The organism is Promicromonospora kroppenstedtii, assembly GCF_044389675.1.
Classification (GTDB): Bacteria; Actinomycetota; Actinomycetes; order Actinomycetales; family Cellulomonadaceae; genus Promicromonospora; species Promicromonospora kroppenstedtii.
On record NZ_JBIRYI010000007.1, the window covers coordinates 1 to 25,092 of the forward strand.

Consider the following 25,092-nt stretch of genomic DNA (forward strand, 5'->3'; position numbering starts at 1 on the left):
GCGGTGAACCGACCCTCCTCGAAGTCCACGTCCACGCCGTCCAGAGCACGCACGATCGCCTCGCCCTTGCCGTACGTCTTGGTCAGGTTACGGGCCCGTACGGCGTGGGGGCGGCCCGACGCCGGGGCCGGCCGGCCGGCCGGGACGTACACGGTGGTGTCCACGAGATTCTCCTCGGTCGATGACGCTGCTGGGTGCTGCGGGCGGTTCGCCGGAGGCGTCCCGCACCGGGTGACGTGGCACGGAGAGCTCCGTGCACGGCCCGGAAGTGGTCCGGCCTTCCCGGGTATGGACCCCGGTTCGGCCGGCGTCATCGAACCTACGGAGCCGGGAGCCGGGTGAACATCGGGCGTCGGCCTGATCCTTCCCTGGCCGTGTCATCCCCCGGTCGTACGTCTCGTCCGCCCCCGGTAGGGGCAGTCCCCCAGGGGTTGTGCCCCAGGGAGCGCGACAAACGGCCTGTGGAAACAGGGTTTGTGCACAGAAACCCTGGTCAGGGCCCTGACCCTGACCGTGCTGCGGGGAGGCTGAGGACATGACTGCTACCTCGGCGTCCGACGGCGCCGTACGCGTGACCCTGCACCCGGGCGAGGACGTGCTCGTACGGTCCGGGGCGCGCCTCGGCGACGTGCGCGCGCCCCTCGCCGCGCTGCTGCGCCGCCCGGAGCTGCGGTGGGCGACGCTCACGGCCGACGGGGTGCGGGTGACGGACGACCAGGTGGTCGGCGAGCGGCCGGTGCTGCCGGGTGTGGTGCTGGGGGCAGGGGTCGGGATGAAGGAGGAGACGGGACCCGGCGGGGCCGGCGGCGCTGATCACGAGGGCGGACTGGACGCGCCGTGGCTGGTGGTGCGGGCGACCGGGCCGGAAGCCGGGTCGGTCGTCGGCGCCCGTGGGCCGTGGGCCGCGCTCCGTTCCTGGGTGCGCCTGCGGGGCGGCGGACGGCTGGCGATCCGCCGGTCGCGGGGGCCGGCGGCCTGGCTCACGCCGCCTCCGGAGGCTGCGGTGAGCGGCCTCTCCTGGCCGCTCGTGCTGCTGCCCGCCGTCGCGTCACTGATCCTGGCGACGGCGCTGCGCCAGCCTGCACTGGCGGTGTTCGCGCTGGTCAGCCTGGTTGTCGCGGCCCCACAGCTGCGCGCCGCCCGGCAGCGCGGATCGGCCTCGGGCGCAGGACGGCACGGGGTGCGCGAGCTGCCCGGTCCGGCACGGCAACTGGCGTTCGCGCACGCGGCCCTCCAGGTCTCCCCGGGGGCGTGGGCAGCGGCACGGGAGGCGGGAACGACCGCCCGGGCGCGCGACGCGAGGTCCGTCGGGGCGGCACCCGTTGCGGGGCCCGGCCTTCCGTCCGCGCCGGACGATCCGCTGGCAGCCCTGCTGCACGACGGCGCCGTGGCCGTGCTCGGGCCCGCGCACCTGGCCCGCTCGGTCGCCCGTGCGCTCGTCGCGGGCCTTGCCGTACGGGGCGCTTCGGTACGGCTCGCCGACGACACCGAGCCGGTGGTCTGGTCCATGGGCTGGACCGCGGGCTGGTCCTGGCTCCGCTGGCTTCCCGAGGACGGGCCGCGGGTTCTGGTGGTCGACGGGACCCCCGGCCCCGCCACGCAGCCGGACGCCGTCGTGTCCGTCGGCACCGTCCTGCCCGGCTGTCGAGCCGTGGTGCAGGCCCTCGACGCGCGGCGGGTCCGGATCACCGGACCGGACGGCGCCACGCGCGTCGTGCCGCTCGTCGGCGTCAGCGAGGGGTGGGCGGAACGCCTGGCCCGGCTGCTCGCCGGCGCCGCGTGGCTGGGTCGCACGGCCGGTGCGCTCAGGAGCATCCGCACCGAAGACGCGACCAGCCACCCGGACGGGGCGACCCCACGCCCCGACGACCCCCGCCTGCCGGCCGCCGTGTCCCTGACCAGGGCGCACAGCGTCGACGAGGTGCCCGGGCCACGTCATGTCGCCACGCGCTGGGCGGGCGCCGACGGATGGCCCGTGCCGCTCGGCCTCGGCGCGGACGGCACACGAGTGCTCCTGGACCTGGTCCGCGACGGGCCGCACCTGCTCGTGGCGGGCACCACCGGGTCGGGCAAGTCGGAGCTGCTGCAGACGCTCGTGCTCGGGCTCGCCCTGTGCCGGTCGCCCGCCGAGCTCGCGCTGGTGCTGGTCGACTTCAAGGGCGGCGCGAGCCTCGGCGTGTGCGGCCGGCTGCCGCACGTGGTCGGCCAGGTGACCGACCTCGAGCCCGGCCTGGCCGCCCGCGCGCTCACCGGTCTGCGCGCGGAGCTGCGCCGTCGGGAGCGGGTCCTGGCCGCGCACGGCGTGGCGGACGTCGTCTCACTCGCTCCCGGCACGCTGCCCCGGCTGGTCGTCGTGATCGACGAGTTCCGCGCGCTGGCGGACGACCTGCCCGCGTTCCTGCCGGGCCTGCTCCGGATCGCGGCGCAGGGGCGGTCGCTCGGGGTGCACCTGGTGCTCGCGACGCAGCGGCCGGGCGGCGCCGTCGGCCCCGACCTGCGCGCGAACGTCAACGCGCGCATCGCGCTCCGGGTCACCGATCCTCTGGAGTCGCGCGACGTCGTCGACGACCCCGCCGCCGCACGCATCCCGGCCGGAACGCCGGGGCGCGCCTTGCTGCGGCTGGGTTCCGCACCACCCGTGGTGCTCCAGTGCGCGCACGCCACGGCGGCGCCCGCGGCCCGTCCGCCGCTGGTCCGCCGCGCCCCGGCGCAGCGGCACGAGCAGCTGCCGGGGCCAGGTCCGGTGTCGGGGCCGCCGCCCGGCCCGGACGTCGCGACCCTGGTCCTCCAGGCCGTCAGCGGAGCAGCACGGTCACTGGACCTGCGCCCCGGCCCACCACCGTGGCTGCCCCCGCTCCCCCGGTCAGCCGGGTCCGCCGACCTGCCGCCGGCCACCCGCCGGAACCAGGGCGGACTGGTGCTCGCGCTGGGCGACGACCCCGGGGCCCAGCGCCGCACCACGGTCACCTGGCACCCGGCGGACGGTCACCTCGCGATCCTGGGCCGGCCCCGCTCGGGCCGCACCACCGCGCTGGTCACGCTCGCCCTGGCCGCCCTGCGCCAGGGCTGGACCGTGCACGGCATCACCCGCGACGACGCCGCACTGGCCCCGCTGCTGCACCACCCCGGCTACGCCGGCACCAGCCACCCGGACGACGCGGGGGCCCTCGACGTCCTGCTGCCCAGCGGCACCGGCGCAACCCGGCCCGACCACCCCGGCACCCTCGTCCTGGTCGATGGCGTCGAGGACGTCCGGGGCACCCTGCCGGTCGCCGCGCTGCGCTCGGGGGCCGCGTTCGCCGTGACGGCGGACGGCCCGTCGGTCGGCGGCCTGGCCGCGCGCATGGGACCGCGCCTGGTGCTGCTGGGTACCGATCGCGCGGCCGACGTCATGCTCGGGGCGCCCGCGCCGCTCGCGGGTGCGGGCGGGCCACCGGGCAGGGCCGCGTGGTGCAACCGCGGGGACCCGGTGCTGTGCCAGGTCCTGGAACCGGAGCCCGGCCGGCCGTACCGGCCGCGTGTCCTCAGTCCTCCGAGCGCGTCCCCGACGTCGCCGCTACCACGGACGGCGTCATGAGCAGGACGCCCACGCCCACCGCGACGACGAGGGCGGCCCATCCACCCGCGACCGCGGGCCCGCCGCCGCTGCCGATCGCCGCGATCGATCCGATGATCTGGAAGAGCTGCCAGGTCACGACGGGTCCGCGACCGGATCGGCGACCCGCGAGAAGTGCCCGGCAGCACACAACGAGAACCCAGGCGACACCCAGGAGGAAGAGAACCAGAAAGAGGCTCACTCCGACGGACATGGAACCGCCCGTAAGGAGTTCACCAAGTAGCACCACGGCGAATGCAACGAGGCCGATCACTTCGGCCAGGACGCCGATCACGAGGGCACGAAGAAACGCCGGGACACGAGGCGCGAAAAAGGCTTCCAGTACGGGCACGACGAACTAGGATACTGGTGCGACGGGTATTCACAATAGTGTGACGGATACCTCAGGGTTCATGGCTGAGAAACTTCGCCGTAACCCCTTGTGCGAGCGTTCACGAGCGTGTGAACCTAGATGCAGCAATCCCACACACCCCCGAACACACCCCCGTCGGTCGCCGCCTAGCGCTCAGGGATCGGAAAACGATCCACAACCAGACCTGCGCGCCCCAGACGCACGACGACGATGCTCCCTAGTGGCGAGCCGGACGGTGGGAAGTTCCTTCCAAGGAGTACGTGACCATGGACTGGCGCCACCGCGCAGCATGCCTCGAAGAGGACCCCGAGCTGTTCTTCCCCATCGGCAACACGGGCCCTGCCCTGTTGCAGATCGAGGAGGCCAAGGCCGTGTGCCGTCGCTGCGACGTAGTCGACACCTGCCTCAAGTGGGCAATCGAGTCCGGCCAGGACGCCGGCGTCTGGGGCGGCATGAGCGAGGACGAGCGCCGTGCGCTCAAGCGCCGTACCGCGCGCGCTCGCCGCGCCGGCTGACCCGACGGCACAGCACCACCCAGCACAGCAGTTCTTCGCGAGCCACGCCTGAGCACTCCCCCTCCGCCCAGGCGTGGCTCGCGGCTTTTCCGGACGCGTCAGGACCGGGCGGGCTCCGCCACGCGCAGCACGAGCTGCAGCACCACCTCGGTGCCGCCGCCCTCGCGGGCCGACCACTCGATGGTCCCGCCGAGCTCGTTGGTGACCAGCGTGCGCACGATCTGCGTACCCAGGCCGCTGCCGGGCCCGCGCCCGCCGGCGCCGCCGTTCTCGGGCAGCCCGACGCCGTCGTCCGCGACGACCACCCGCAGGTCCGAGTTCTCGCGCTCCACGACGATCTCGACCGTGCCCGAGGCACGGCCCACGAACCCGTGCTCCACCGCGTTGGTGACCAGCTCCGTGAGCACCAGGGCGAGGGGCGTCGCGTCCTGCGCGGGCACCATGCCGAACGAGCCGGTGCGCACGGTGCGGACCGACGTGTCCGCCGAGGCGACGTCGGCCGTCAGGCGTAGTGCGCGGCCCACCATGTCGTCGAGCTCGACCTGCTCGTCGAGCGTCTGCGAGAGGCTCTCGTGCACCAGGGCGATGGTCGACACGCGCCGCATGGCCTCCTCGAGCGCCTCCTTCGCCGCCGGCACGTCCATGCGCCGGGCCTGCAGCCGCAGCAGCGCGGCCACGGTCTGCAGGTTGTTCTTCACGCGGTGGTGGATCTCGCGGATCGTCGCGTCCTTGGTGATCAGCTCGCGCTCGCGCCGGCGCAGCTCGGACACGTCGCGGCACAGCAGCACGGCGCCGATGCGCTGCCCGCGGTCGGTCAGCGGCATCGCGCGCAGCGACAGGGAGACCCCGTGCGCCTCGATGTCGGTGCGCCACGGCGCGCGGCCCATCACCACGAGCGGCAGCGACTCGTCCACGGGCTGGAGCTGCTCCACCATGTCCGCCGTCACCTCGACGAGCGACTGCCCCACGAGCGGGCCGATCACGCCGAGCCGGTGGAAGCACGACAGCGCGTTCGGGCTCGCGTACAGCACCTCACCCTCGGAGTTGAGCCGGATCAGGCCGTCGCCCACCCGGGGCGCGCCCCGGCGCGAGCCGGTGGCGGCGTTCGGCAGGGGGAACTCGCCCCGCGGGATCATCGCGACGAGGTCGTCGGCCGCCTCGACGTAGTTCAGCTCCAGGCGCGACGGCGTCCGCCCGGACCCGAGGTTGGTCTGCCGCGCGATCACGGCGACCGCGGTGTCCTTGTGCACCACCGGGATCGCTTCCTCGCGGACGGCGTACGCCCCGAACCAGCGGGGCTCCCGGGCGCGCTGCGCCTTCGCCTCGGCCATCGCCTTGGCCAGCTGCGGGCGCTGCCCCTCGGGCGCGAACGAGCCGACGACGTCGTCGTAGTGCACCGTCGCGCCCGTCGAGGGCCGACACTGTGCGATCGCGACGAACCGCCCGTCGTCGGTCGGCAGCCACAGCACGAGGTCGGCGAACGCGAGGTCCGAGACCACCTGCCAGTCGCCGACCAGGAGATGCAGCCACTCCACGTCGGCCGGCTCGAGGTCGGCGTGCTCAAGGATCAGGTCACTCATGGCGGACACGCGCCAAGCCTATGTCGGAACCACGCCACGGCCCGGTGAGGCGTGGCGCACGCCGGGGGCCGGGTGCCTGCTTCAGATCCGACGGGCACAACGCGTCGGTTAGAGTTCCCTCACCGGCATGCCCCGTCGGCGCGAGGAGGAAAGCCCGTGCACCTGACAGTGGACCTGACGTTCCCCGCAGACATCGACGACGTCTCCGCGATGCTCGCCGACGAGTCGTTCGTCCGCTGGCGCGCCCAGCGCTCCACCGGCTCGGTGAACGGCGTCGTCGAGCAGGCCGACGTGACGGGTACGGCGGCGGGCGGCTTCACCGTGGTGGTGCGCCGCACCCTGCCCACCGACATCATCCCCGTCCAGGCCCGCCCGTTCGTGGGCGCGCACCTCGAGATCCGTCAGGCCGAGGCGTGGGAGGCTGCCGCCGACGGCCGCCGCACCGGCACGGTGGCGGTCGAGATCCTGGGCGCGCCCGTCCGGGTCACGGCCACCGCGGCCCTGACCGCGCTGCCCGACGGCGGCACGCGGCTCACGTACGCGGGTGACGTCCGGGCGACGGTCCCGCTGTTCGGCACCGTGATCGAGGAGGCAGCGGTCAGCGCCGTCCGCACCACGCTCGAGACCGAGGCCGAGGCGGGGCGCGACTGGCTCGCCGGCAACCGCACCGGGACGGCCTGAGCCGTCCCGCAGCGGACGCCCCTGGGCGACCCCTGACAGGACTGCGCAGGTCACCGCGTCGAACGCGCGACACCTGCCGGTTCCTGACGAGTCCTTATCCCTTCGACGCACGAGCGCGGCATTTCAGACATCGTTTCGCAATTGGTACTTTACGTTCGTTCCATCTCGTTCGCTTTCGGGCGTCGAGGTGCTAGAACCTGAGCGAACATTCGTGTCGGACGTGGACGAGTTTGTGCTCTGATATCGCTTTCACACGTCGACACGCACCGACCACGAGGAGTACCAGTGCCCACCAAACACGGACCGGTCCGAAGCCGGACCGTCGCCACCCGCCGCCGCGCGGCCGCCGCCACGCTCGCGGTCTTCGTCCTGCCCCTCACCGCATGCGGCTCGCTCCTGGGCGGGGAGTCCACGGGCTCCGACGGCGACGACGACGCTCCGATCACCCTCACCGTGTCCACGTTCAACGACTTCGGGTACACCGACGAGCTGCTCGCGCGGTACACCGAGGAGCACCCGAACGTCACGGTGGAGCACATCGTGGCCCCCACCTCGGACGAGGCCCGCCTGCAGATGCTCAAGGCATTCACCACGGGCGACGGCTCGGACCTCGCCGACGTGGTCGCCGCCGAGGTCGACTGGCTGCCGGAGCTGATGGAGCACTCGGAGCTGTTCGAGGACCTGAGCGACCCCGAGGTCAACAAGCGCTGGGTCAACTGGAAGGTGGCCCAGGCCACGACCACGGACGGCAAGGTGCTGGGCTACGGGACCGACATCGGCCCCGAGGCCATCTGCTACCGCGCCGACCTGTTCGAGGAGGCCGGCCTGCCGTCCGACCGCGAGGCGGTCGCCGAGCTCCTCGGCGGCAAGGACGCAACGTGGGAGCGCTACTTCGAGGTGGGCCGCCAGTTCACGGCACAGTCCGACTCCGCGTGGTTCGACGGCACCACGGGCATGTTCCAGGGCATGGTCAACCAGCTGCCCGCCGCCTTCGAGGACCCGGCCACGCAGAAGCCGACCGACCTGGCGATCAACAACGAGGTCCGCGCGATCTACGACCAGATCACCGGCGGCATCAGCGACGGCCTCTCGGCCGGCCTGGAGCAGTGGACGCCCGAGTGGACGGCCGGGTTCCAGGAGAACGCGTTCGCCACGATGCTCTGCCCCGGCTGGATGATGGGCCCGATCGAGTCCTACTCGCAGGGCGTGACCGGCTGGGACGTGGCCAACGTCTTCCCTGGTGGCGGCGGTAACTGGGGCGGTTCGTTCCTGACCGTGCCCTCGGCCGGCCTGCACACCGACGAGGCCAAGGAGCTGGCCGCGTGGCTCACCGCGCCCGAGCAGCAGACGGAGGCGTTCACGACCGCGGGCGCGTTCCCGTCGCAGCTCGAGGCGCAGGACTCCGACGCGGTGCAGAGCTACGTCAACCCGTTCTTCAACAACGCCCCGGTGGGCAAGATCTTCACCGCGCGGGCCCAGTCCATCGACGGGGCACCGCACAAGGGCCGGTACTACTTCGCGATCCGCGACGAGGTCAACAACGCGCTGGCCGCCGTCGACGCCGGGACGAACAGCCCCGAGATCGCATGGAACCAGGCCGTGCAGACGGTCGGAGCATTCCGCATCAAGGAGTGATCCGACCACGGTTCGCCCGCTGCCCGCCTTGACAGGGCGGGGCGGCGACCGCGACGATCAGTTCGCGTGGTAGCGCTCCCACACCCCAGATGTGGGAGCGCTCCCAACCTCGGTCCGCTGACGTGCCCGTCCGGCACACGACCGCGACCCGCAAGATCCCGTAGGACCCAGACCGCACGACAAGGGAGTCCCCAGTGCTGAGCAGTACCCGACCCACGAGGCGCGTCGCCGCCCGTACTCTCCAGGCGACCGCCGGTGCCGCCGTCTTCGCCCTCGCGCTCACGGCGTGCGGCGGTGGATCCGACGAAGGATCCGCCGAGGAGGACGGCCCGATCACGCTGAAGGTCGCGACGTTCAACGACTTCGGCTACACGGACGAGATGCTCGCCGAGTACACCAAGGAGCACCCGAACGTCACCGTGGAGCACGTCAAGGCCGCCACGACCGACGACGCGCGCAGCAACATGACCACCAAGCTCGCCGCAGGCGGCGAGGGCCTGGCCGACATCGAGGCCATCGAGGTCGACTGGCTCCCCGAGCTGTCGCAGTACCCCGACCTGTTCACCGACCTGGCCGACCCCGAGCTGGACGGCCGCTGGGTGGACTGGAAGGTCCAGCAGGCGACCACGGCTGACGGCAAGATCATCGGCTACGGCACGGACATCGGCCCCGAGGCCATCTGCTACCGCGCCGACCTGTTCGAGGAGGCCGGCCTGCCGACCGACCGCGAGGAGGTCGCCGAGCTGCTCGGTGGCGAGGACTCCACGTGGGAGGACTACTTCGCCGCGGGTCGCGACTTCGTCAAGGAGTCGGACGCCGCCTGGTACGACAGCTCCGCGGGCACCTTCCAGGGCATGATCAACCAGCTGCCCGCCGCGTTCGAGGACCCGGAGACGGGCGAGGCCAAGGACCTCGGCGACAACGCCGACGTCAAGGCCATCTACGACGAGATCGTCGGCTCCGTGGACGACGACCTGTCGGCCGGCCTGGAGCAGTGGGGCGACGACTGGGTCGCGGGCTTCCAGAACGACGCCTTCGCCACCATGCTGTGCCCGGCCTGGATGACCGGCCCGATCGAGCAGAACTCCGGTGGCATCGAGGGCTGGGACGTCGCTGACGTCTTCCCCGGTGGCGGCGGCAACTGGGGCGGTTCGTTCCTGACCGTCCCGGCCTCCGGCGCGCACACCGAGGCGGCCAAGGAGCTCGCCGCGTGGCTCACCGCCCCGGAGCAGCAGACCAAGGCGTTCGAGACCTCGGGCACGTTCCCGTCGCAGATCGAGGCGCAGGAGTCCGAGGCCGTCCAGGGCTTCACCAACGAGTTCTTCAACGACGCCCCGGTGGGCCAGATCTTCTCCACCCGCGCCCAGGCGATCGAGGGTGCCCCGTACAAGGGTGCGCACTACTTCGCCATCCGTGACGAGGTCACGAACGCGCTGAACCGCGTCGACATCACCAAGTCCCAGGACGCCGAGGAGTCCTGGAACGAGGCCGTCGAGAAGGCCGCGGCCCTCGGCTGACGCCCTGAGCCGCACCTGAGCCCCACGGGGCTGATGTGACCCGGTGGTGGGGGGGGGGGGGGGGGGCGGGGGGGGGGGGGGGGCCGCCCCCCCCCCCCCCCGCCCCCGCCCCCCCGGCGGCCCCCCGCGGCCCCGCCGCGCCGCCCCCCCCGCCCCCCGGGGGGGTCTGGGCCCGGGGGGGCCGCGCCGCCGCCCCCTTGTTTCCGCCCCACCCCCCACCACCGCTTGCCGTCGCCTCCGATCCGGGCGCGGCGAAGCACCGACAGTGACCCTCACCCGACGATGACGCGGCGGAAGATGACATGGCAGTCCTGACACCACAACGACCAGCACCGGGGTCCGGTGCACCAGAGCGCGAGTCGCGCAGACTCGGCTTCTCCCAGCGGCTCGGCCGCTGGGACGTGAAGCTCTCCCCGTACCTCTACATCTCGCCGTTCTTCATCCTCTTCGCGGTGACCGGCCTGTTCCCCCTCGCGTACACCGCCTACGTGTCGGTGCACGACTGGAGCCTGCTGGGCGGCCAGGGCGAGTTCGTGGGCCTGCAGAACTTCTCGGACGTGCTGGCCCAGCCCACGTTCTGGAAGTCGCTCGGCAACACCCTGTCGATCTTCGTGCTGTCCTCCGTGCCCCAGGTGATCATCGCGATCACCATCGCGGCACTGCTGGACCAGAACCTGCGCTCGGCGACGTTCTGGCGCATGGGCGTGCTGATCCCCTACGTGGTCGCCCCCGTGGCCGTGTCGATGATCTTCGGCCGCCTCTTCGCCGACCAGTACGGCCTGATCAACTCGATGCTCGGCGTCATCGGCATGGACCCGATCGCCTGGCACGGCGACCGGCTCGCCAGCCACGTCGCCATCGCGAGCATCGTGAACTACCGGTGGGTCGGCTACAACGCGCTGATCTTCCTCGCGGCCATGCAGGCCGTGCCGCGCGAGCTGTACGAGGCCGCCGTGATCGACGGCGCCGGACGCGTGCGCCAGTTCTTCTCCATCACCGTGCCGCAGATCCGCGCCACGATCATCTTCGTGGTCATCACGTCGACCATCGGTGGCCTGCAGATCTTCGACGAGGTGCGCATGTTCGACGCGACCGGCCTCGGCGGGCCGGACCGCAACTGGATGACCACCGTCCTGTACCTGTACGACGTCGCGTGGGGCAACCAGCACAGCCTGGGCCGCGCCTCCGCGGTGGCCTGGATGCTGTTCCTCCTGATCGTCCTGATCGGCGTCGTGAACTTCCTGATCACCCGCCAGATCTCGACGTCGGGGGCGAAGAGCAGGCCGAAGCGCAAGAGCATCACCAGGGGGAACGCATGAGCTCCGTCGCCGTCACCGCCCAGACCGCCGGCGAGGGCGCGGCCCGCGCCGCCGCCCGCCGGCGGGACCGCAAGGCAGCCGGCAGCGCCACCCGCCGCGCCGGCTGGATCGTCTACGCCGCCCTCGGGGTCGTGCTGCTGATCTCGGTCTTCCCGCTGTACTACACGCTGCTGCTCGGCTCGTCCGACCCGGTCGAGATCTCGCGCAACCCCGTGCCGCAGTGGCTCCCCGACCTCTCGCTGTTCACCCAGTTCCAGACGGTCATCGAGTCGACCCAGATCAACTTCTGGAAGGCCCTGGCCAACTCGCTGATCATCGCCGTCGTCGTCTCGGCCGCGGTCGTGCTGTTCTCGACGCTCGCCGGCTACTCGTTCGCGAAGCTGCGCTTCCGCGGCCGCGGCCCGCTGCTCGTGTTCGTCATCGCCACGATGGCGGTGCCCACCCAGCTCGGCGTCATCCCGATGTACATCCTCATGTCGGACCTCGACTGGATCGGGAAGCTCCAGGCCGTCATCGTGCCGGCCCTGGTCACCGCCTTCGGCGTGTTCTGGATGACGCAGTACCTGTCCGAGTCGCTGCCGTACGAGCTGATCGAGGCCGCCCGCGTGGACGGCGCCTCGATGATCCGCACGTTCTGGAGCATCGCGCTGCCCGCGGCGCGCCCTGCGGCGGCCATGCTCGGCCTGTTCACGTTCGTCCAGCAGTGGACCAACTTCTTCTGGCCGTCGATCGTGCTCAACTCGAGCAACCCGACGCTGCCGCTCGTCGTAAAGTCGCTTCAGTCGAACTACTTCGTGGACTACTCGTTGGTCATGGGCGGTGTGTTCCTCGTGACGCTGCCGCTGCTGGTGATCTTCGCGTTCGTCGGCAAGCAGCTCGTCGCAGGCATCATGCAGGGAGCCGTGAAGGGATGACCCAGATGACCCGCGAGCTCACGCAGAGCTTCAAGACCGACCCGACGGCCGTGCGCGTCCCCGCCCAGGGCATCGCGCTGCCGTACACGCCGACGGCGCCGCGCACGACGCCGTCGGCCAACGCCACCGGGGAGGTCGCCTTCCCGGACGGCTTCCTCTGGGGGGCGGCCACCGCCGCCTACCAGGTGGAGGGCGCCGCCCACGAGGACGGCCGCGAGGACTCCGTGTGGGACGTGTTCGCGAAGGTTCCGGGTGCCGTCCTGAACCAGGACGACGGCGAGGTCGCCTGCGACCAGTACCACCGCTACCCCGCCGACGTCGCGCTCATGAAGGACCTCGGCATCAAGGCCTACCGGTTCTCGACGTCGTGGTCCCGCGTGGTCCCCGGCGGACGCGAGGTCAACCCGGCCGGCCTGGCCTACTACGACCGGCTCGTGGACGAGCTGCTGGGCGCGGGCATCCTGCCCTGGCTCACGCTCTACCACTGGGACCTGCCGCAGGCGATCGAGGCCGAGTCCAACGGCTGGGTGAACCGCGACACCGCCTACCGGTTCCGCGACTACGCGGTGACGATGCACGAGGCGATCGGCGACCGCGTCGACGTGTGGACCACGCTCAACGAGCCGTGGTGCGCCGCGTTCCTCGGCTACACGGGCGGCCAGCACGCGCCGGGCCGGCAGTCCCGCGAGGACGGCCTGGCCGCCGCGCACCACCTCATGCTCGCCCACGGCCTGGCGGTGCAGGCGCTGCGCGAGCGGGCGCCGGACGCGAACCTGGGCATCACCCTCAACTTCGAGGTCGAGGACCCGCTGAACCCGGACGACCCCGCCGACGTCGACGCCGCGCGCCGGCTCGACGGCGGGTTCACCCGCATCTTCGCCGACCCGATCCTGCGCGGCGCCTACCCGGCCGACGTGCTGGACGACGTGCGCGAGTACGGGCTGGAGCGGCACATCCAGGAGGGCGACCTCGAGATCATCTCGACGCCCATCGACTCGCTCGGCGTGAACTACTACCACGGCAACGCCGTCGCCGCGGTGCCTGCCGAGCACCCGCTGGAGGGCGGGGCGCCGGTGACCCGGCCGTCGTCGTCCCCGTTCCCGGGTGGTGACGGCGCGTACACGCACCCGCGCGGGCTGCCCGTCACGGACCAGAACTGGGAGGTGCAGCCCGAGGGGCTGACCCGCCTGCTGCTGCGTCTGCAGAAGGACTACACGGGACCGCGCGGCATCGCCCTGTACGTGACCGAGAACGGGAGCGCCTACGAGGACGTCGCGGACGCGGACGGATTCGTGGACGACCAGCAGCGCCTGGAGTTCGTCGACGTGCACCTGCGCGCCGTCAAGGACGCCATCGACGAGGGCGCCGACGTGCGCGGCTACTTCGGCTGGTCACTGCTCGACAACTACGAGTGGGCCTGGGGCTACGGCAAGCGCTTCGGCCTCGTGCGCGTCGACTACGAGACGCAGGAGCGCACCGTCAAGGCGTCCGGTCGCTGGTACGGTCGGGTCGCACGGGCCAACGCTGTTCCGGAGCGATCTCTGGCGCCCGAGCCGTACCCGACCGACGAAGACGGCGGAGACAAGGCGGTTCGCACGGCGTGACGACCTCAGGCCCACCCACCCTCGATGACGTGGCACAGGCGGCCGGGGTGTCCCGGTCGACCGCGTCGCGCGCCATCAACGGCGGCCTGCGCGTCTCGCCCGAGGCACAGGCGGCGGTGGACGACGCTGTCGCCAGCCTCGGGTACGCACCGAACCGTGCCGCCCGGTCCCTGGTGACCCGGCGGACCGACTCGATCGCCCTCGTGGTGCCCGAGCCGGACCAGCGCATACTGACCGACCCGTTCCTCTCCGGCACCCTCGCGGGGGTCAGCGAGGGGCTGGCCGGGACGGACCTCCAGCTCGTCCTGCTGCTCGCCCGCCCGGGCGAGCAGCGGGGGCGGGTCGGCCGCTACCTGCGCAGCGGCCACGTGGACGGCGTGATCGTCGCCTCCCACCACAAGGGCGACCAGCTCGAGACGGAGCTCGGGCCGGCGGCCCTGCCGGCCGTCTTCGTCGGGCGGCTGTTCGAGCCCGACCCGAACTTCTCGCGCGGCCTGCGCTACGTCGACGTCGACAACGTGACGGGCGGCCGCATCGCCACCCAGCGGATGATCGACCGCGGCCGACGGCGGATCGGCACCATCACCGGCCCGCTCGACATGCCCGCGGGCGTGGACCGGATGACCGGCTGGCGCGACGCCCTGCGTGACTCCGGCCTGCCCGACGACGCGATGGTCGAGGGCGACTTCACCGTCGCGGGGGCGCACGTGGCGGCCGCCCGGCTGCTGGACCAGCACCCCGACCTCGACGGCATCTTCGCGGCGTCCGACCTGATGGCCGAGGCCACGCTGCGGGTGCTCGCCGAGCGCGGCCGCTCCGTGCCCGGCGACGTCTCCGTGGTGGGGTTCGACGACCTCGGGATCGCCGAGACGACGTCGCCGCGGCTCACGACCGTGCACAACCCGGTGGTGCAGATGGTCGGCGCCGCCACGAGCATGCTCGTGGACCTGGTCGCGGGCCGGCCGGTCCGCGACGAGCGACGTGTCTTCGCCCCGCGCCTGGTCGAGGGCGAGTCGGCCTGACCCGCCTCGGCTGGTCGAGCGTGTCGAGGTCGCGGCAGAGCACCTACGAATCCGGGGGGTGTTGCTCTGCGTAGACAGTGTCTACGCAGAGCAACTCACCCCGCGTCGGTGCAGTCGCCTCGAGCCCAGCGGGCGGACCGCTAGGCGGTGCGCTGGTGGCCGTAGCGGTGCATCGTGCGGCTGACCGCCTGCTCGCGCAGCATCGTCAGCAGCTCGCGCCGCCCGCTCGCCAGCACCGGTCCGTCCAGCACCGTCACCGAGCCGAGCCGGCTCGCGGCGGCGTCGCGCAGCCCCGGGGCCTCGCCCACCACGCGGATCCGGCCGGTCACCACGCCGTCGGCGACGGACTCCGCGAACGCCTCGTCCGTGACCTCCTGACCGACGACGGTCGCGACGACCTCGGCCCGTGCGGCCGCCGCCAGCACGCGCTGCACCTCGACGTCCGGCGCGCCCGCCCCGACCCGCACCGTGATGCCGGGGACCGGCCGGTAGCGGAACACGTTCGACTCGACGCCGAGCCCCGACGGGTCGTGCGCCTGCGAGAACTCGGTCAGCCAGGCGCGGGCGTCGTCGGCGCGGGCCCAGGCGAGCCAGCCCGCTGGGTCCTCGGTGCGCGACGGAACCTCGGGCGCGTCGGCCCACCGGCCGAGCTGCGCCACATAGTTGGGGCCGCCCGCCTTGGCGCCGGAGCCCACCACGGAGGCCTTCCAGCCGCCGAATGACTGACGCTGCACGATCGCACCGGTGATGTGCCGGTTCACGTACGCGTTGCCGACCTCGACACGGTCGAGCCAGTGCTCGACCTCGGCGTCGTCCAGCGAGTGGATGCCGCCGGTGAGGCCGAACGACACCGCGTTCTGCAGGGCGAGCGCCTCGTCCAGGGTGCGGGCGGTCATGATGCCGAGAACCGGGCCGAAGGCCTCGGTGAGGTGGAAGAACGAGCCGGGGCGAACGCCGTCGCGCACGCCCGGGGTCCACAGGCGGCCCTTGCCGAGGCCTGCCTCCTGCGCCACCGCGTCGAGACGGCGCGGGCGCACGAGCCAGCTCTCGCCCTGCTCCAGCGTGGTCAGGGCACGCAGCAGCTTGCCCTGCGCGGGCTCGGTGAGCGGCCCCATCACGGTGGCCAGGTCGGTCGCGGGGCCGACGGCGAGCGACGACACGGCGTCGACGAGCTGGCGGCGGAACCGCTCGCCGGTCACGGTGCGCGGGTCGCCCACCGATCCGACGAGGATCACGAGCGACGCCGCGGAGCACTTCTGCCCCGCGTGCCCGAACGCCGAGCGCACGACGTCGGCGACGGCCAGGTCGAGGTCGGCCGACGGCGTCACGACGATCGCGTTCTTGCCCGACGTCTCCGCGAGCACGGGCAGGTCGGGACGCCAGGACGCGAACATCTCGGCGGTCTCGATCGCGCCCGTGAGGATCACGCGGGACACGCCGTCGTGCGTCACGAGGCGGCGGCCGAGGTCGCCGTCGGGCACGCGCACGAACTGCGCGACGTCGCGCGCGATGGCCGGGTCGAGGCCGATCTCGGGGGCCACCTCGTCCAGCGCCGCGTGCACGGCCTCGACGGCGATCTCCAGGCAGCGCGGCGTGGGCGGCGCTGGCTTGGCGATCACGGAGGAGCCGGCCGCGAGGCCCGCCAGCACGCCGCCGATCGGGATGGCGACCGGGAAGTTCCACGGCGGGGTGACCAGGGTGACGCCGTCCGGCGTGTACCGGGCGCCCGGCCAGGCCTCCGAGGCCGGGTCGAGGGCCTCGGCCGCCTGCGCGTAGTAGGCGGCGAAGTCGACGGCCTCGCTGACCTCGGGATCGGCCTCGGCCACGGTCTTGCCGGCCTCGTGCACCATGGCGGCGACCAGGTCGGCGCGCGCGGCCTCCAGGTGCTGGGCAGCGGAGCGCAGCACCCGGCCGCGGTCCGCCGGGGCGACCTTGGCCCACGCCGTGCCGGCGCGGCGGGCGAGCGCCACGACGTCGTCCACCTGGGCCGACGTCGCCAGGGGCTCGGCGAGCGCCGGGACGTAGCCCGAGCGCGCGGACGTGACGCGCTGTGCCCAGGCGCGGTTCGCGGCGACGGCGGGGTCGGTGTCCGCGGCGTTGCGGAACGGTCCGGTCACGGGCTCGGGCGCGGTGCGCGGACGGCGGCGCGGTGCGACGTCGCCGGCCGAGTAGTGCACACCCAGCTCGACGGAGGCGCGGAAGGCGGCCTCCTGCCGGTCCATGGCGGACGTCGGGGCCGACGCGGCCCGCGGCGCGAACGCCGCGTGCAGGAAGTTCTGCTCCGCCGCGTTCTCCTCCAGGCGGCGCACCAGGTAGGAGATGGCGACGTCGAAGTCCTCGTCGCGCACGACCGGGGTGTAGAGCACCACGTGCCCCTTGTCCTTGGCGACCTCGTCGCGGACGGCGGCGGCCTCGGTGGGGGCCATACCCTGGAGCATCTCGATGTCGAGCGCCTCGGAGACGCCGCGGGCGCGGCCCAGCAGGATCGCGAGCGCCACGTGGAACAGGTTGTGGGACGCCGCGCCGATGCGGACGGCGCGGGCGCGCTCGGGGCGCAGGGCGTGGTCGAGCATGCGCACGTAGTTGGCGTCGACGTCGGGCTTGGAGGCGTACGGCGCCTGCGCCCAGTCGTGCAGGGCCGCCTCGACGTGCTCCATCGCGAGGTTCGCGCCCTTGACGATGCGCACCTTGATGCGCGCGCCGCCGTCCGCGACGCGCTTGGCCGCGAACTCGGTGAGGCCGTCGAGCGCGCCGAGGGCGTCGGGCAGATAGGCCTGCAGCACGATGCCTGCCTCGAGGTCGCGGAACTCGTCGCGGCCCAGGATGTCGGTGAACACCGCGGTGGTCAGGGCCAGGTCGCGGTACTCCTCCATGTCGAGGTTGAGGAAGACGCCGTGGTCGCGCGCGGAGCGGTAGAGCGGCAGCAGCTGCTCGACGACGCGGTCGCGGGAACCGTCGAGGTCCCAGGTGACGAGCTGCGCGGCGACGCTGGAGACCTTGATCGACACGTAGTCGACGTCGGGACGCTCCACCAGCGCGATGGTGCGGGCCAGGCGGCCGGCCGCCTCTTCCTTGCCGAGCACGGCCTCGCCCAGCAGGTTCACGTTCAGGGTGTAGCCCTCGGCCCGGGTGCGGGCGAGGTGCGCGGTGAGGCCGTTGCCGGCGTCGGCCACGAGGTGGCCCACGAGCTGGCGCAGGCGAGCGCGGGCGGCCGGGACCACGATGCCCGGGAGCACCGGCGCCGTCAGGGCGCCGGCGCGGAACAGCGCGCGATCGCTCGCGCTGAGGAACGTCGCGCTGCCGGCCTTCTTGCCGAGGCGGGCCAGGGCCTTGGCCGCGACGTGGACGTCCTGCGGGCGGGCGACGTCGTCGACGAAGCCGACGGCGAGCTCCAGGCCCGCGGGGTCGGAGACGAGGGCGCCGAGCGCCGCGGAGGCGCGGGCGACGGCCTTGTCGGTCTTCGAGCCGGCGGCACCGGCAGCGGCGTCGGCCCCGGTGGCGGCGCCGATCCAGGTCCGGGCGAGGGCTACGGCGTCCTCGACGAGCGTGTCGGCGGCGGGCTTCGCGGGGGGCTCGGTCGGAGCCTGCGGCGTCGCGCTGTCCGGTGCGCCTGCGCCCCCGGTCGGGACGTCGGCGGTGTCGGCGCTCCCGCGCCGGGCAGAGGTCTTCATGACACCAGGGTGCACCCGGTGCGGCTCGTGTGTATTGGCAGGATCACTCACGATCCGCACCGGTTTCGGCCAAGAGCCTGCGCGGGCGGGCGCCGCCGCCGCGTAGCATCGGGACCCGATGAGCACCCCGCCGAACGGCGCCGCTCGGCCCGAGGCGCGGGCCCTGCTGGCCGCCCTGCACCCCGCCATGGTCGCGCTGATGGACGAGCTGTCCGGCGTCATGTTCTGCGCCAAGGACGCCGACGGCCGGTACGTGCTGGTGAACCAGGTGTTCGTGGGCCGTACGCGGGAGCGGTCGCGGCGCGACGTGATCGGCAAGCGCGCCGTCGACCTGTTCGTGCCGGAGCTCGCCGAGCGCTACGAGAGCCAGGACGAGCTGGTGCGCACCACCGACAAGCCGCTGCGGGGCGAGCTGGAGCTGATCCGGCACGTCGGCGGGGCACCGGGCTGGTTCCTCACGTCCAAGCTCCCCCTGCACGACGAGTCGGGCGCGTACGTGGGGCTGGTCTCCGTGTCGCAGGACCTGCGCTCGGGCGATGCCGACGACGCGACGATCCAGGCGATGGCCCGGCTGCGCGGGCAGATCGAGGACCTGCTGGAGCAGGGCGAGGTGCCGTCGGTGGCGGACCTCGCCGCGCTGGCCGGGTCCGCGCCGGCGTCGCTGGACCGGCGGGTGCGCCGGGTGTTCGGGCTCTCGCCGCGCCAGCTCGTGCTGCGGTTGCGGGTCGACCGCGCGGCGCACCTGCTCACGTCCAGCACCGTGCCGCTCGCCGACGTCGCCACGGCAGCGGGCTTCTACGACCAGCCGTCGTTCACGCGCACGTTCGCGCGGCTGACGGGCGAGACGCCGTCGTCGTTCCGAAGCCGTTCGCGCCGAGCCTGAGCCGGAGGCGCAGCGCAGGGTGGGGGCCGAGGAACGAGGCACCCGCCCGGAGCGGAACCGCAGGCTCAGGCGGCAGACAGGCAGAGCCTGAGCCGGAGGTGCAGCGCAGGGTGGGGGCCGAGGAACGAGGCACCGCCGGTGGAGCGACCACCTACCCGACCGGCGTACCCTGGCTGCCGGTGACGACCGGCCCGGCCGGTGACGCCATCAAGGGCGCCCTCGCAGGCGCCCTTCTCCCCTGCGCTTGGCGACTTACGGAACGCTGATTCCCAAGCAATGGCACCATCACCGGAAAATCATCGGCCAACACCCCACGGCCGAGCACATTCGCCCATCGAAGCGATACGGTGAGACCGAGGCGCAAACCCCGCGCCGCGCAACCCGCGCCCCTGCCCGCAAGGCGGAAGGCGCCGTTCTCCACGGAGGACCCACGTGACGACGACAACGACGTCCACCACCACAACACCGCCCAGTTTCGCGCCCTCCGACAGCCCCGCGGAGGGCTCCGCCCTGGCGACCGCGCACGCACAGCTCGCCACCGCGGCCCAGATCCTCGGGTACGACGAGGGCCTGCACCGCATGCTCGCGACCCCGCGCCGCGAGATCCACGTGGCGGTGCCGCTCCGGCGCGACACGGGCGAGACCGTCCTGTTCCACGGCTTCCGCGTGCAGCACAACGTCAGCCTGGGCCCGGGCAAGGGTGGCCTGCGCTACCACCCCTCCGTCGACGTCGACGAGGTGCGGGCGCTGGCGATGTGGATGACCTGGAAGTGTGCGGTGGTCAACCTGCCGTACGGCGGCGCCAAGGGCGGCGTCGCCATCGACCCGCGCGGCTACTCGCAGGCCGAGCTGGAGCGCGTGACCCGGCGGTACACGTCGGAGATCATGCCCATGATCGGCCCCGACACCGACATCATGGCCCCCGACATGGGCACCGACGCCCAGACGATGGCGTGGGTCATGGACACCTACTCGGTCAACCGCGGCTACACGATCCCGGCCGTCGTGACGGGCAAGCCGCTCGCCGTCGGCGGCTCGCTGGGCCGCGGCACCGCGACGTCGGCCGGCATCGTGCACGTCACGGGCGCCGCGCTCGCCGAGGCGGGCGTGGGTCTGGGCGATGTGTCCGTCGCCATCCAGGGCTTCGGCAAGGTCGGCTCGCACGCCGCGGAGATCTTCGCCGCGCGGGGCTCGCGCGTCGTCGCCGTCAGCGACCAGTACGGCGGCATCCGGAACGACGCCGGCCTCGACGTCCCCCTGCTCATGGACCACGTGCGGCGCACGGGCTCGGTCGTCGGGTTCGAGGACGCCGACCCGATCACGAACACCGAGCTGCTCGGCCTCACCGTCGACGTGCTGGTCCCGGCCGCGATCGAGGGTGTGCTCGATGAGCTCACCGCCGGTTCGGTCAAGGCCCGCTGGGTGGTCGAGGGCGCCAACGGCCCGACGACGGCGGCCGGCGACGCGATCCTCGCGAAGAACGGCATCACCGTGGTACCCGACGTGCTCGCGAACGCCGGCGGCGTCGTCGTCTCGTACTTCGAGTGGGTCCAGGCCAACCAGACCTACTGGTGGACCGAGCAGGAGATCGCCGACAAGCTCGAGTACCGCATGACCACGGCGTACGCCGAGGTCTCCGCCCTGGCCCAGCGCGAGGCGCTGTCCCTGCGCGACGCAGCGCTCGTGATCGGCGTCAAGCGCGTCGCCGAGGCGCACCAGATCCGGGGCCTGTACCCCTGATCCTGCCGCTGCTCCGCGCGCGTGTCGGACCCCGAGGCCACCCCGGTGACCTGGGGGTCTGACGCGCCTCGCCTAGGCTTGCGGCGTGGAGCATCTCGTCGCACGACTGCGGGCAGCCGGCTGTGTGTTCGCGGAGGACGAGGCGCGGATCCTCTTCGAGGCCGCCACCGCGGACGGCGCCACCGACGACGCCCGGCTGGAGTCGCTGGTCGCGGCGCGCGTCGGCGGGCTGCCGCTGGAGCACCTCGTGGGCTGGGCCGAGCTCGACGGGCGGCGCTGGGGCGTGGCACCGGGCGTGTTCGTCCCCCGGCAGCGGTCCGAGCTGCTGGTCCGGGACGCGACGGCGCGGGCCCTGTCCGATGCGACGGACGCACCCGTGCTGCTCGTCGACCTGTGCTGCGGCTGCGGCGCGCTCGGCGGGGCGGTCGCGGCGCGGCTGCTGGCCGCGGGACACGACGTCGACGTACACGCCGCCGACGTCGACCCCGTGGCGACGGCCTGCGCGCACGGGAACCTGGTGGCGCTGGCGACGGAGGCGTTGCCCGGACGGCTCTCCGCGCAGACGTACACGGGCGACCTCGCCGCGCCGCTGCCGGACGGGGTGCGCGGACGGGTCGACGTCCTCGTCGCGAACGCGCCCTACGTGCCGACCGAGGCGATCGGCATGATGCCGCCCGAGGCGCGCGAGCACGAGCCGCACGCCGCGCTCGACGGCGGGGACGACGGCCTGGCGATCCTGCGCCGCGTGATCGACCTGGCCCCGGCGCTGCTGCGCCCCGGCGGGCACCTGCTCGTCGAGACGGGCGAGGCCCAGGTGAGCGCCGCCGTCGGGCACCTGGAGGCGGCCGGGCTCATCCCGACGGTCCTCACGGACGACGACCTGGGCGCGACGGCCCTGGTGGGAACCCTCCCGCCCACCTGGGCCGGGCCGATCCGGACCCCTGCGCGCTGATCCACTTCGAGGCCTAAGTTTCTTCGCTTTCGCGCTGCTCAAAGCGAAGAAACTTAGGCCTCGAAGGTGAGGGCGACCGGGACAAACCGGTCGACGCCGACATCAGCTCAGGGGCTGGCGGTCCGCCCAGTCGGCCAGGGTCGTGCGCGGGCCCGTGAAGAACGGGACCTCCTCGCGCACGTGCCGGCGGGCCTCCGTGGCACGCAGGTCGCGCATCAGGTCGACGATGCGGTGCAGCTCGTCGGCCTCGAACGCGAGGATCCACTCGTAGTCGCCGAGCGCGAACGCGGAGACGGTGTTGGCCCGGACGTCCTTGTAGGGAGCGGCCGCCATGCCGTGGTCGCGCAGCATGGTGCGGCGCTCCTCGTCGGGCAGCAGGTACCAGTCGTAGGACCGCACGAACGGGTAGACCGACAGGTAGTCACGCGGCGCCTCGCCCGCGAGGAAGGCGGGCACGTGCCCGCGGTTGAACTCGGCCGGGCGGTGCAGCGCGGCGACCGACCAGACGGGCTCCAGGGAGCGGCCCAGCTCGGACGCGCGCAACCGCTGGTAGGCGCCCTGCACGGACTCGATCGACGGGCCGTGGGTCCAGAGCATGAGGTCGGCGTCGGAGCGGAGGCCACCCACGTCGTACCAGCCGCGGACGACGAGGTCACCCTCGGTCGCGGCCGGGTCGGCGCCGCCGCCGACGGCGGACTCGGCCTCGGCCACGACGGCCTTGCGCTCGTCGGCGTCGGCCGGGAGCGTCTCGGTCACGGAGAAGACCGAGAACATCGTGTAGCGGATGCCCTCGTTGATCGCTGCGGTGTCGATCTCGGCACCGGTGTCCCCGTGCACGTGCGTGTCGTTCATGTCTGCCTCTCAGTCAGGGGTGCGGGCGGGCCGCGGACCTCAGGAGTTCAGGTCCGTGCTGCACAGCGCCGGGATGCCGCTCGGCTCGCCGTCCCGCCGCAGGCAGCAGCCCGGTGCGCAGACGGAGCGAAGGGCCGGGAGCGACCCCACGGTCGCCTCGGTGACCGCCTCGTCGCGGGCCAGGGCCGCCCGCTCCAGGAGCAGGTCGACGAGCCCGCGGACGAACGGCTCCCGGGTGCCGACGGTACCGGCCCGCACGGCGGTGATGCCGAGATCCTTGGCGGTGGCCAGCGCCTCGGTGTCGAGGTCGTAGGCGACCTCCATGTGGTCGGAGATGAAGCCGATCGGCGACAGCACCACGTCGCGGATACCTTCGCCCGCGAGGGCCTCCAGGTGGTCGTTGACGTCCGGCTCCAGCCACGGCTGGCTGGGCGGGCCGGAGCGCGAGCAGTAGGCCAGGTCCCAGGGCACCTCGTGCCCGAGCCGCTCGGCCGCCTGCGCCGCCACGACCCGCGCGAGGTCCAGGTGCTGCTCGGAGTACGTGGCGCGGGAGATGCGCGACGCCGCCTCCATGGTGTCCGGGATCGAGTGCGTGACGAAGACGAGCTTCGCGGCCGCACCGGAGCCACCGTTCGCTTCGAGCTCGGCGTACGCCTCGACGACGGCGTCGACGTTCGCCTGTGCGAAGCCCGGGTGGTTGAAGTACGAGCGCACCTTGTCGAACTGCACGCCCGTCGACCCGTCGGGGCCGAGCTGCCCGCGCTTGTCCAGCGTGACCGCGAGGTCCTCGCGGTACTGACGGCAGCCGGAGTACGAGGAGTACGCGCTGGTCACGAGCGCGACGGCGCGCTTGGCCCCCAGCCCCTCCAGCTCGTCGACCGCGTCGGTGGTGTACGGCGCCCAGTTGCGGTTGCCCCACACGACCGGGAGGTCCAGACCGCGGGCGGCGAGCTCGGCCTCGAGCGCCGCCTTCAGCGCGAGGTTCTGCTCGTTGATGGGGCTCTTGCCGCCGAACCCGTAGTAGTGCTCGCCCACCTCTTCGAGCCGCTCGTCCGGGATGCCCTTGCCCGCGGTCACGTTGCGCAGGAACGGCACCACGTCCTCGGGCTTGTTCGGGCCGCCGAAGGAGTAGAGCAGGAGGGCGTCGTACGGCGCGGCGTCGTGTGCCGCAGGAAGGGGGGAATTCGCGGGCATGCGCACATCCTTCCACCGTCCGGCGGACCGGACCGACCGGAGAGGCTCGAACGGGACGTGACATCGAACCGACGCCCTGTCAGAACCCCTTCGGCGTCAGAGGCGGGCGTGCACGTTGCCCTCCCGCAGCCGCTCGCGCAGCCCCGGCAGGGCGTCCAGCAGGATCTGCGGCGCCGGGCTGCGGGTCACCATCGAGAGCGTGATCCGCCCGCGGGCCGGCGCGGGCACGGTGCGGTCGCCGGGCGCGGCGTACCAGCGCGCCACCATGTCGGGTATGACGACGGCGCAGCGCCGCTCCCGCGCGGTCCGGACGGCGGCCTCCGCCGTGGCCCCGGGGCGGGCCTGCGCGCCGAGCTCGGTGAGCCGCCGGTGCAGGGCGTCGGCGCTGAGATCGAGCGGGCAGTAGACGACGGTCTGCCCCGTGTAGGGACGCCGCCCGGCGCCGGGCGCGGGGGCGCCCGCGGGCAGGAGCGTGACCAGGTCGTGCCGCCCGACCTCCGTGACCACGAGGCCCCGTGGGATCGGCACCTGCCGCGCGATGCCGGTGAACGCGGCGTCGAGCGCGCCGCGCTCCACCCGTTCCAGCAGCTTGGGTCCGTGGTCCACCTCCGGCTGCACCACGACGTCGTCGAGCAGCACGTCGAGCGCCGCGAACAGCGTGCCCGCGAGGCTCGGGAAGGCCCCGACGGAGACGGTGCGCGACTGCGCCGCCGAGAGCGTGCGCTCGACGATCGACCCCAGGTGGTCCAGCACGTGCGCGGCCTGGTCGCAGAACTCCCGCCCGGCCGCCGTCGGCCGCGCGCCCGTGGTGTCGCGGTCGAAGAGGCTGGTGCCCACGCGCCGCTCCAGCGCGGCCAGCCGCTGGCTGGCCGACGGCTGGCTGACCAGCAGCTCGCGGGCGGCCGCGCCCAGCGACCCGTGCCGCGCGACGGCCTCGACCAGCCGAAGGTCCTCGACCGTGGGATATGAGCTCATAGCGTGAGCCTATGCCCGCTCATGCCGGGCGGCCGCCTACCGGCGGGTGGCGGGCCGGCCGCAGGATGAC

18 protein-coding genes are annotated in these 25,092 nt (G+C 73.1%); 12 read left to right on the forward strand and 6 right to left on the reverse strand.

Going from position 1 to position 25,092, the window contains the following annotated elements:
* The first annotated feature begins 535 nt into the window (after positions 1–535).
* A complete protein-coding gene (locus tag ACH47X_RS12320) occupies positions 536–3,577 on the forward strand; it encodes an FtsK/SpoIIIE domain-containing protein (protein WP_397404633.1) in 3,042 nt (1,013 codons plus the stop codon).
* On the opposite strand, the gene ACH47X_RS12325 is transcribed toward ACH47X_RS12320, so the two are convergent.
* Positions 3,525–3,947, reverse strand: a complete 423-nt coding sequence (locus ACH47X_RS12325) for a hypothetical protein (RefSeq protein ID WP_397404635.1) — start codon at positions 3,945–3,947, stop codon at positions 3,525–3,527. The two genes, ACH47X_RS12320 and ACH47X_RS12325, sit on opposite strands and share 53 nt — an antisense overlap.
* 287 nt (positions 3,948–4,234) lie before the next feature.
* Here ACH47X_RS12325 and ACH47X_RS12330 point away from each other — a divergent pair, with 287 nt between their 5' ends.
* Positions 4,235–4,483: a WhiB family transcriptional regulator gene (locus ACH47X_RS12330; RefSeq protein WP_026365970.1), complete on the forward strand. Its 249-nt coding sequence runs from the start codon at positions 4,235–4,237 to the stop codon at positions 4,481–4,483.
* Positions 4,484–4,581: 98 nt separating this feature from the next.
* Here ACH47X_RS12330 and ACH47X_RS12335 read toward each other — a convergent pair whose 3' ends face one another.
* Entirely contained in the window at positions 4,582–6,063 is a 1,482-nt protein-coding gene (locus ACH47X_RS12335) for a sensor histidine kinase (protein WP_121386972.1), read from the reverse strand.
* A 156-nt stretch (positions 6,064–6,219) separates the two neighbouring features.
* On the opposite strand from ACH47X_RS12335, the gene ACH47X_RS12340 reads away from it, so the two are divergent.
* From ACH47X_RS12340 to ACH47X_RS12370, 7 genes are all read left to right on the forward strand, one after another.
* Positions 6,220–6,744: a DUF2505 domain-containing protein gene (locus ACH47X_RS12340; RefSeq protein ID WP_142039370.1), complete on the forward strand. Its 525-nt coding sequence runs from the start codon at positions 6,220–6,222 to the stop codon at positions 6,742–6,744.
* A gap of 285 nt (positions 6,745–7,029) precedes the next feature.
* On the forward strand, positions 7,030–8,379 hold the full coding sequence (locus ACH47X_RS12345; protein WP_397404637.1) for an ABC transporter substrate-binding protein: 1,350 nt from the start codon (positions 7,030–7,032) through the stop codon (positions 8,377–8,379).
* Positions 8,380–8,573: 194 nt separating this feature from the next.
* On the forward strand, positions 8,574–9,896 hold the full coding sequence (locus ACH47X_RS12350) for an ABC transporter substrate-binding protein (RefSeq protein WP_036960835.1): 1,323 nt from the start codon (positions 8,574–8,576) through the stop codon (positions 9,894–9,896).
* A 302-nt stretch (positions 9,897–10,198) separates the two neighbouring features.
* Positions 10,199–11,215 carry a carbohydrate ABC transporter permease gene (locus tag ACH47X_RS12355; protein WP_036960838.1) on the forward strand — a complete coding sequence of 339 codons (1,017 nt, stop codon included), beginning with the start codon at positions 10,199–10,201 and terminating at the stop codon, positions 11,213–11,215.
* The gene (locus ACH47X_RS12360) at positions 11,212–12,129 is read left to right on the forward strand and encodes a carbohydrate ABC transporter permease (protein ID WP_142039378.1); all 918 of its coding nucleotides are present in this window, start codon (positions 11,212–11,214) and stop codon (positions 12,127–12,129) included. The genes ACH47X_RS12355 and ACH47X_RS12360 overlap by 4 nt, the downstream gene beginning before the upstream one ends.
* 5 nt (positions 12,130–12,134) lie before the next feature.
* The gene (locus ACH47X_RS12365) at positions 12,135–13,733 is read left to right on the forward strand and encodes a GH1 family beta-glucosidase (protein ID WP_397405132.1); all 1,599 of its coding nucleotides are present in this window, start codon (positions 12,135–12,137) and stop codon (positions 13,731–13,733) included.
* Between the two features lie 29 nt (positions 13,734–13,762).
* Positions 13,763–14,755 (forward strand): LacI family DNA-binding transcriptional regulator, encoded by a 993-nt coding sequence (locus tag ACH47X_RS12370; protein ID WP_397404641.1) that lies wholly within the window; start codon positions 13,763–13,765, stop codon positions 14,753–14,755.
* A gap of 140 nt (positions 14,756–14,895) precedes the next feature.
* Here the strand turns inward: ACH47X_RS12370 and ACH47X_RS12375 are convergent, their stop codons facing one another.
* Entirely contained in the window at positions 14,896–18,426 is a 3,531-nt protein-coding gene (locus ACH47X_RS12375; protein ID WP_397404643.1) for a bifunctional proline dehydrogenase/L-glutamate gamma-semialdehyde dehydrogenase, read from the reverse strand.
* Between the two features lie 118 nt (positions 18,427–18,544).
* Here ACH47X_RS12375 and ACH47X_RS12380 point away from each other — a divergent pair, with 118 nt between their 5' ends.
* From ACH47X_RS12380 to ACH47X_RS12390, 3 genes are all read left to right on the forward strand, one after another.
* Positions 18,545–19,309: an AraC family transcriptional regulator gene (locus ACH47X_RS12380; RefSeq protein WP_036967507.1), complete on the forward strand. Its 765-nt coding sequence runs from the start codon at positions 18,545–18,547 to the stop codon at positions 19,307–19,309.
* Between the two features lie 432 nt (positions 19,310–19,741).
* The gene (locus ACH47X_RS12385) at positions 19,742–21,049 is read left to right on the forward strand and encodes a Glu/Leu/Phe/Val dehydrogenase (RefSeq protein ID WP_397404645.1); all 1,308 of its coding nucleotides are present in this window, start codon (positions 19,742–19,744) and stop codon (positions 21,047–21,049) included.
* An 85-nt stretch (positions 21,050–21,134) separates the two neighbouring features.
* The gene (locus ACH47X_RS12390) at positions 21,135–22,001 is read left to right on the forward strand and encodes a putative protein N(5)-glutamine methyltransferase (protein ID WP_397404647.1); all 867 of its coding nucleotides are present in this window, start codon (positions 21,135–21,137) and stop codon (positions 21,999–22,001) included.
* Between the two features lie 102 nt (positions 22,002–22,103).
* Here the strand turns inward: ACH47X_RS12390 and hemQ are convergent, their stop codons facing one another.
* From hemQ to ACH47X_RS12405, 3 genes are all read right to left on the reverse strand, one after another.
* Positions 22,104–22,853 carry a hydrogen peroxide-dependent heme synthase gene (gene hemQ, locus ACH47X_RS12395; protein WP_397404649.1) on the reverse strand — a complete coding sequence of 250 codons (750 nt, stop codon included), beginning with the start codon at positions 22,851–22,853 and terminating at the stop codon, positions 22,104–22,106.
* Positions 22,854–22,892: 39 nt separating this feature from the next.
* Positions 22,893–24,047, reverse strand: coding sequence for a ferrochelatase (locus tag ACH47X_RS12400; RefSeq protein WP_397404651.1), 1,155 nt, complete (start codon positions 24,045–24,047; stop codon positions 22,893–22,895).
* A gap of 96 nt (positions 24,048–24,143) precedes the next feature.
* A complete protein-coding gene (locus ACH47X_RS12405) occupies positions 24,144–25,022 on the reverse strand; it encodes a LysR family transcriptional regulator (RefSeq protein ID WP_397404653.1) in 879 nt (292 codons plus the stop codon).
* Positions 25,023–25,092: the final 70 nt, after the last annotated feature.

What these genes read in the sequence shown, in the direction of transcription:
- ACH47X_RS12365 (WP_397405132.1), top strand. Translation starts at nt 12,135, where the DNA reads ATGACCCGCGAGCTCACGCAGAGCTTCAAGACCGACCCGACGGCCGTG.
- ACH47X_RS12330 (WP_026365970.1), top strand. Translation starts at nt 4,235, where the DNA reads ATGGACTGGCGCCACCGCGCAGCATGCCTCGAAGAGGACCCCGAGCTG.
- ACH47X_RS12380 (WP_036967507.1), top strand. Translation starts at nt 18,545, where the DNA reads ATGAGCACCCCGCCGAACGGCGCCGCTCGGCCCGAGGCGCGGGCCCTG.
- ACH47X_RS12335 (WP_121386972.1), bottom strand. Translation starts at nt 6,063, where the DNA reads ATGAGTGACCTGATCCTTGAGCACGCCGACCTCGAGCCGGCCGACGTG.
- ACH47X_RS12360 (WP_142039378.1), top strand. Translation starts at nt 11,212, where the DNA reads ATGAGCTCCGTCGCCGTCACCGCCCAGACCGCCGGCGAGGGCGCGGCC.
- ACH47X_RS12400 (WP_397404651.1), bottom strand. Translation starts at nt 24,047, where the DNA reads ATGCCCGCGAATTCCCCCCTTCCTGCGGCACACGACGCCGCGCCGTAC.
- ACH47X_RS12375 (WP_397404643.1), bottom strand. Translation starts at nt 18,426, where the DNA reads ATGAAGACCTCTGCCCGGCGCGGGAGCGCCGACACCGCCGACGTCCCG.
- ACH47X_RS12405 (WP_397404653.1), bottom strand. Translation starts at nt 25,022, where the DNA reads ATGAGCTCATATCCCACGGTCGAGGACCTTCGGCTGGTCGAGGCCGTC.
- ACH47X_RS12320 (WP_397404633.1), top strand. Translation starts at nt 536, where the DNA reads ATGACTGCTACCTCGGCGTCCGACGGCGCCGTACGCGTGACCCTGCAC.
- ACH47X_RS12355 (WP_036960838.1), top strand. Translation starts at nt 10,199, where the DNA reads ATGGCAGTCCTGACACCACAACGACCAGCACCGGGGTCCGGTGCACCA.
- hemQ (WP_397404649.1), bottom strand. Translation starts at nt 22,853, where the DNA reads ATGAACGACACGCACGTGCACGGGGACACCGGTGCCGAGATCGACACC.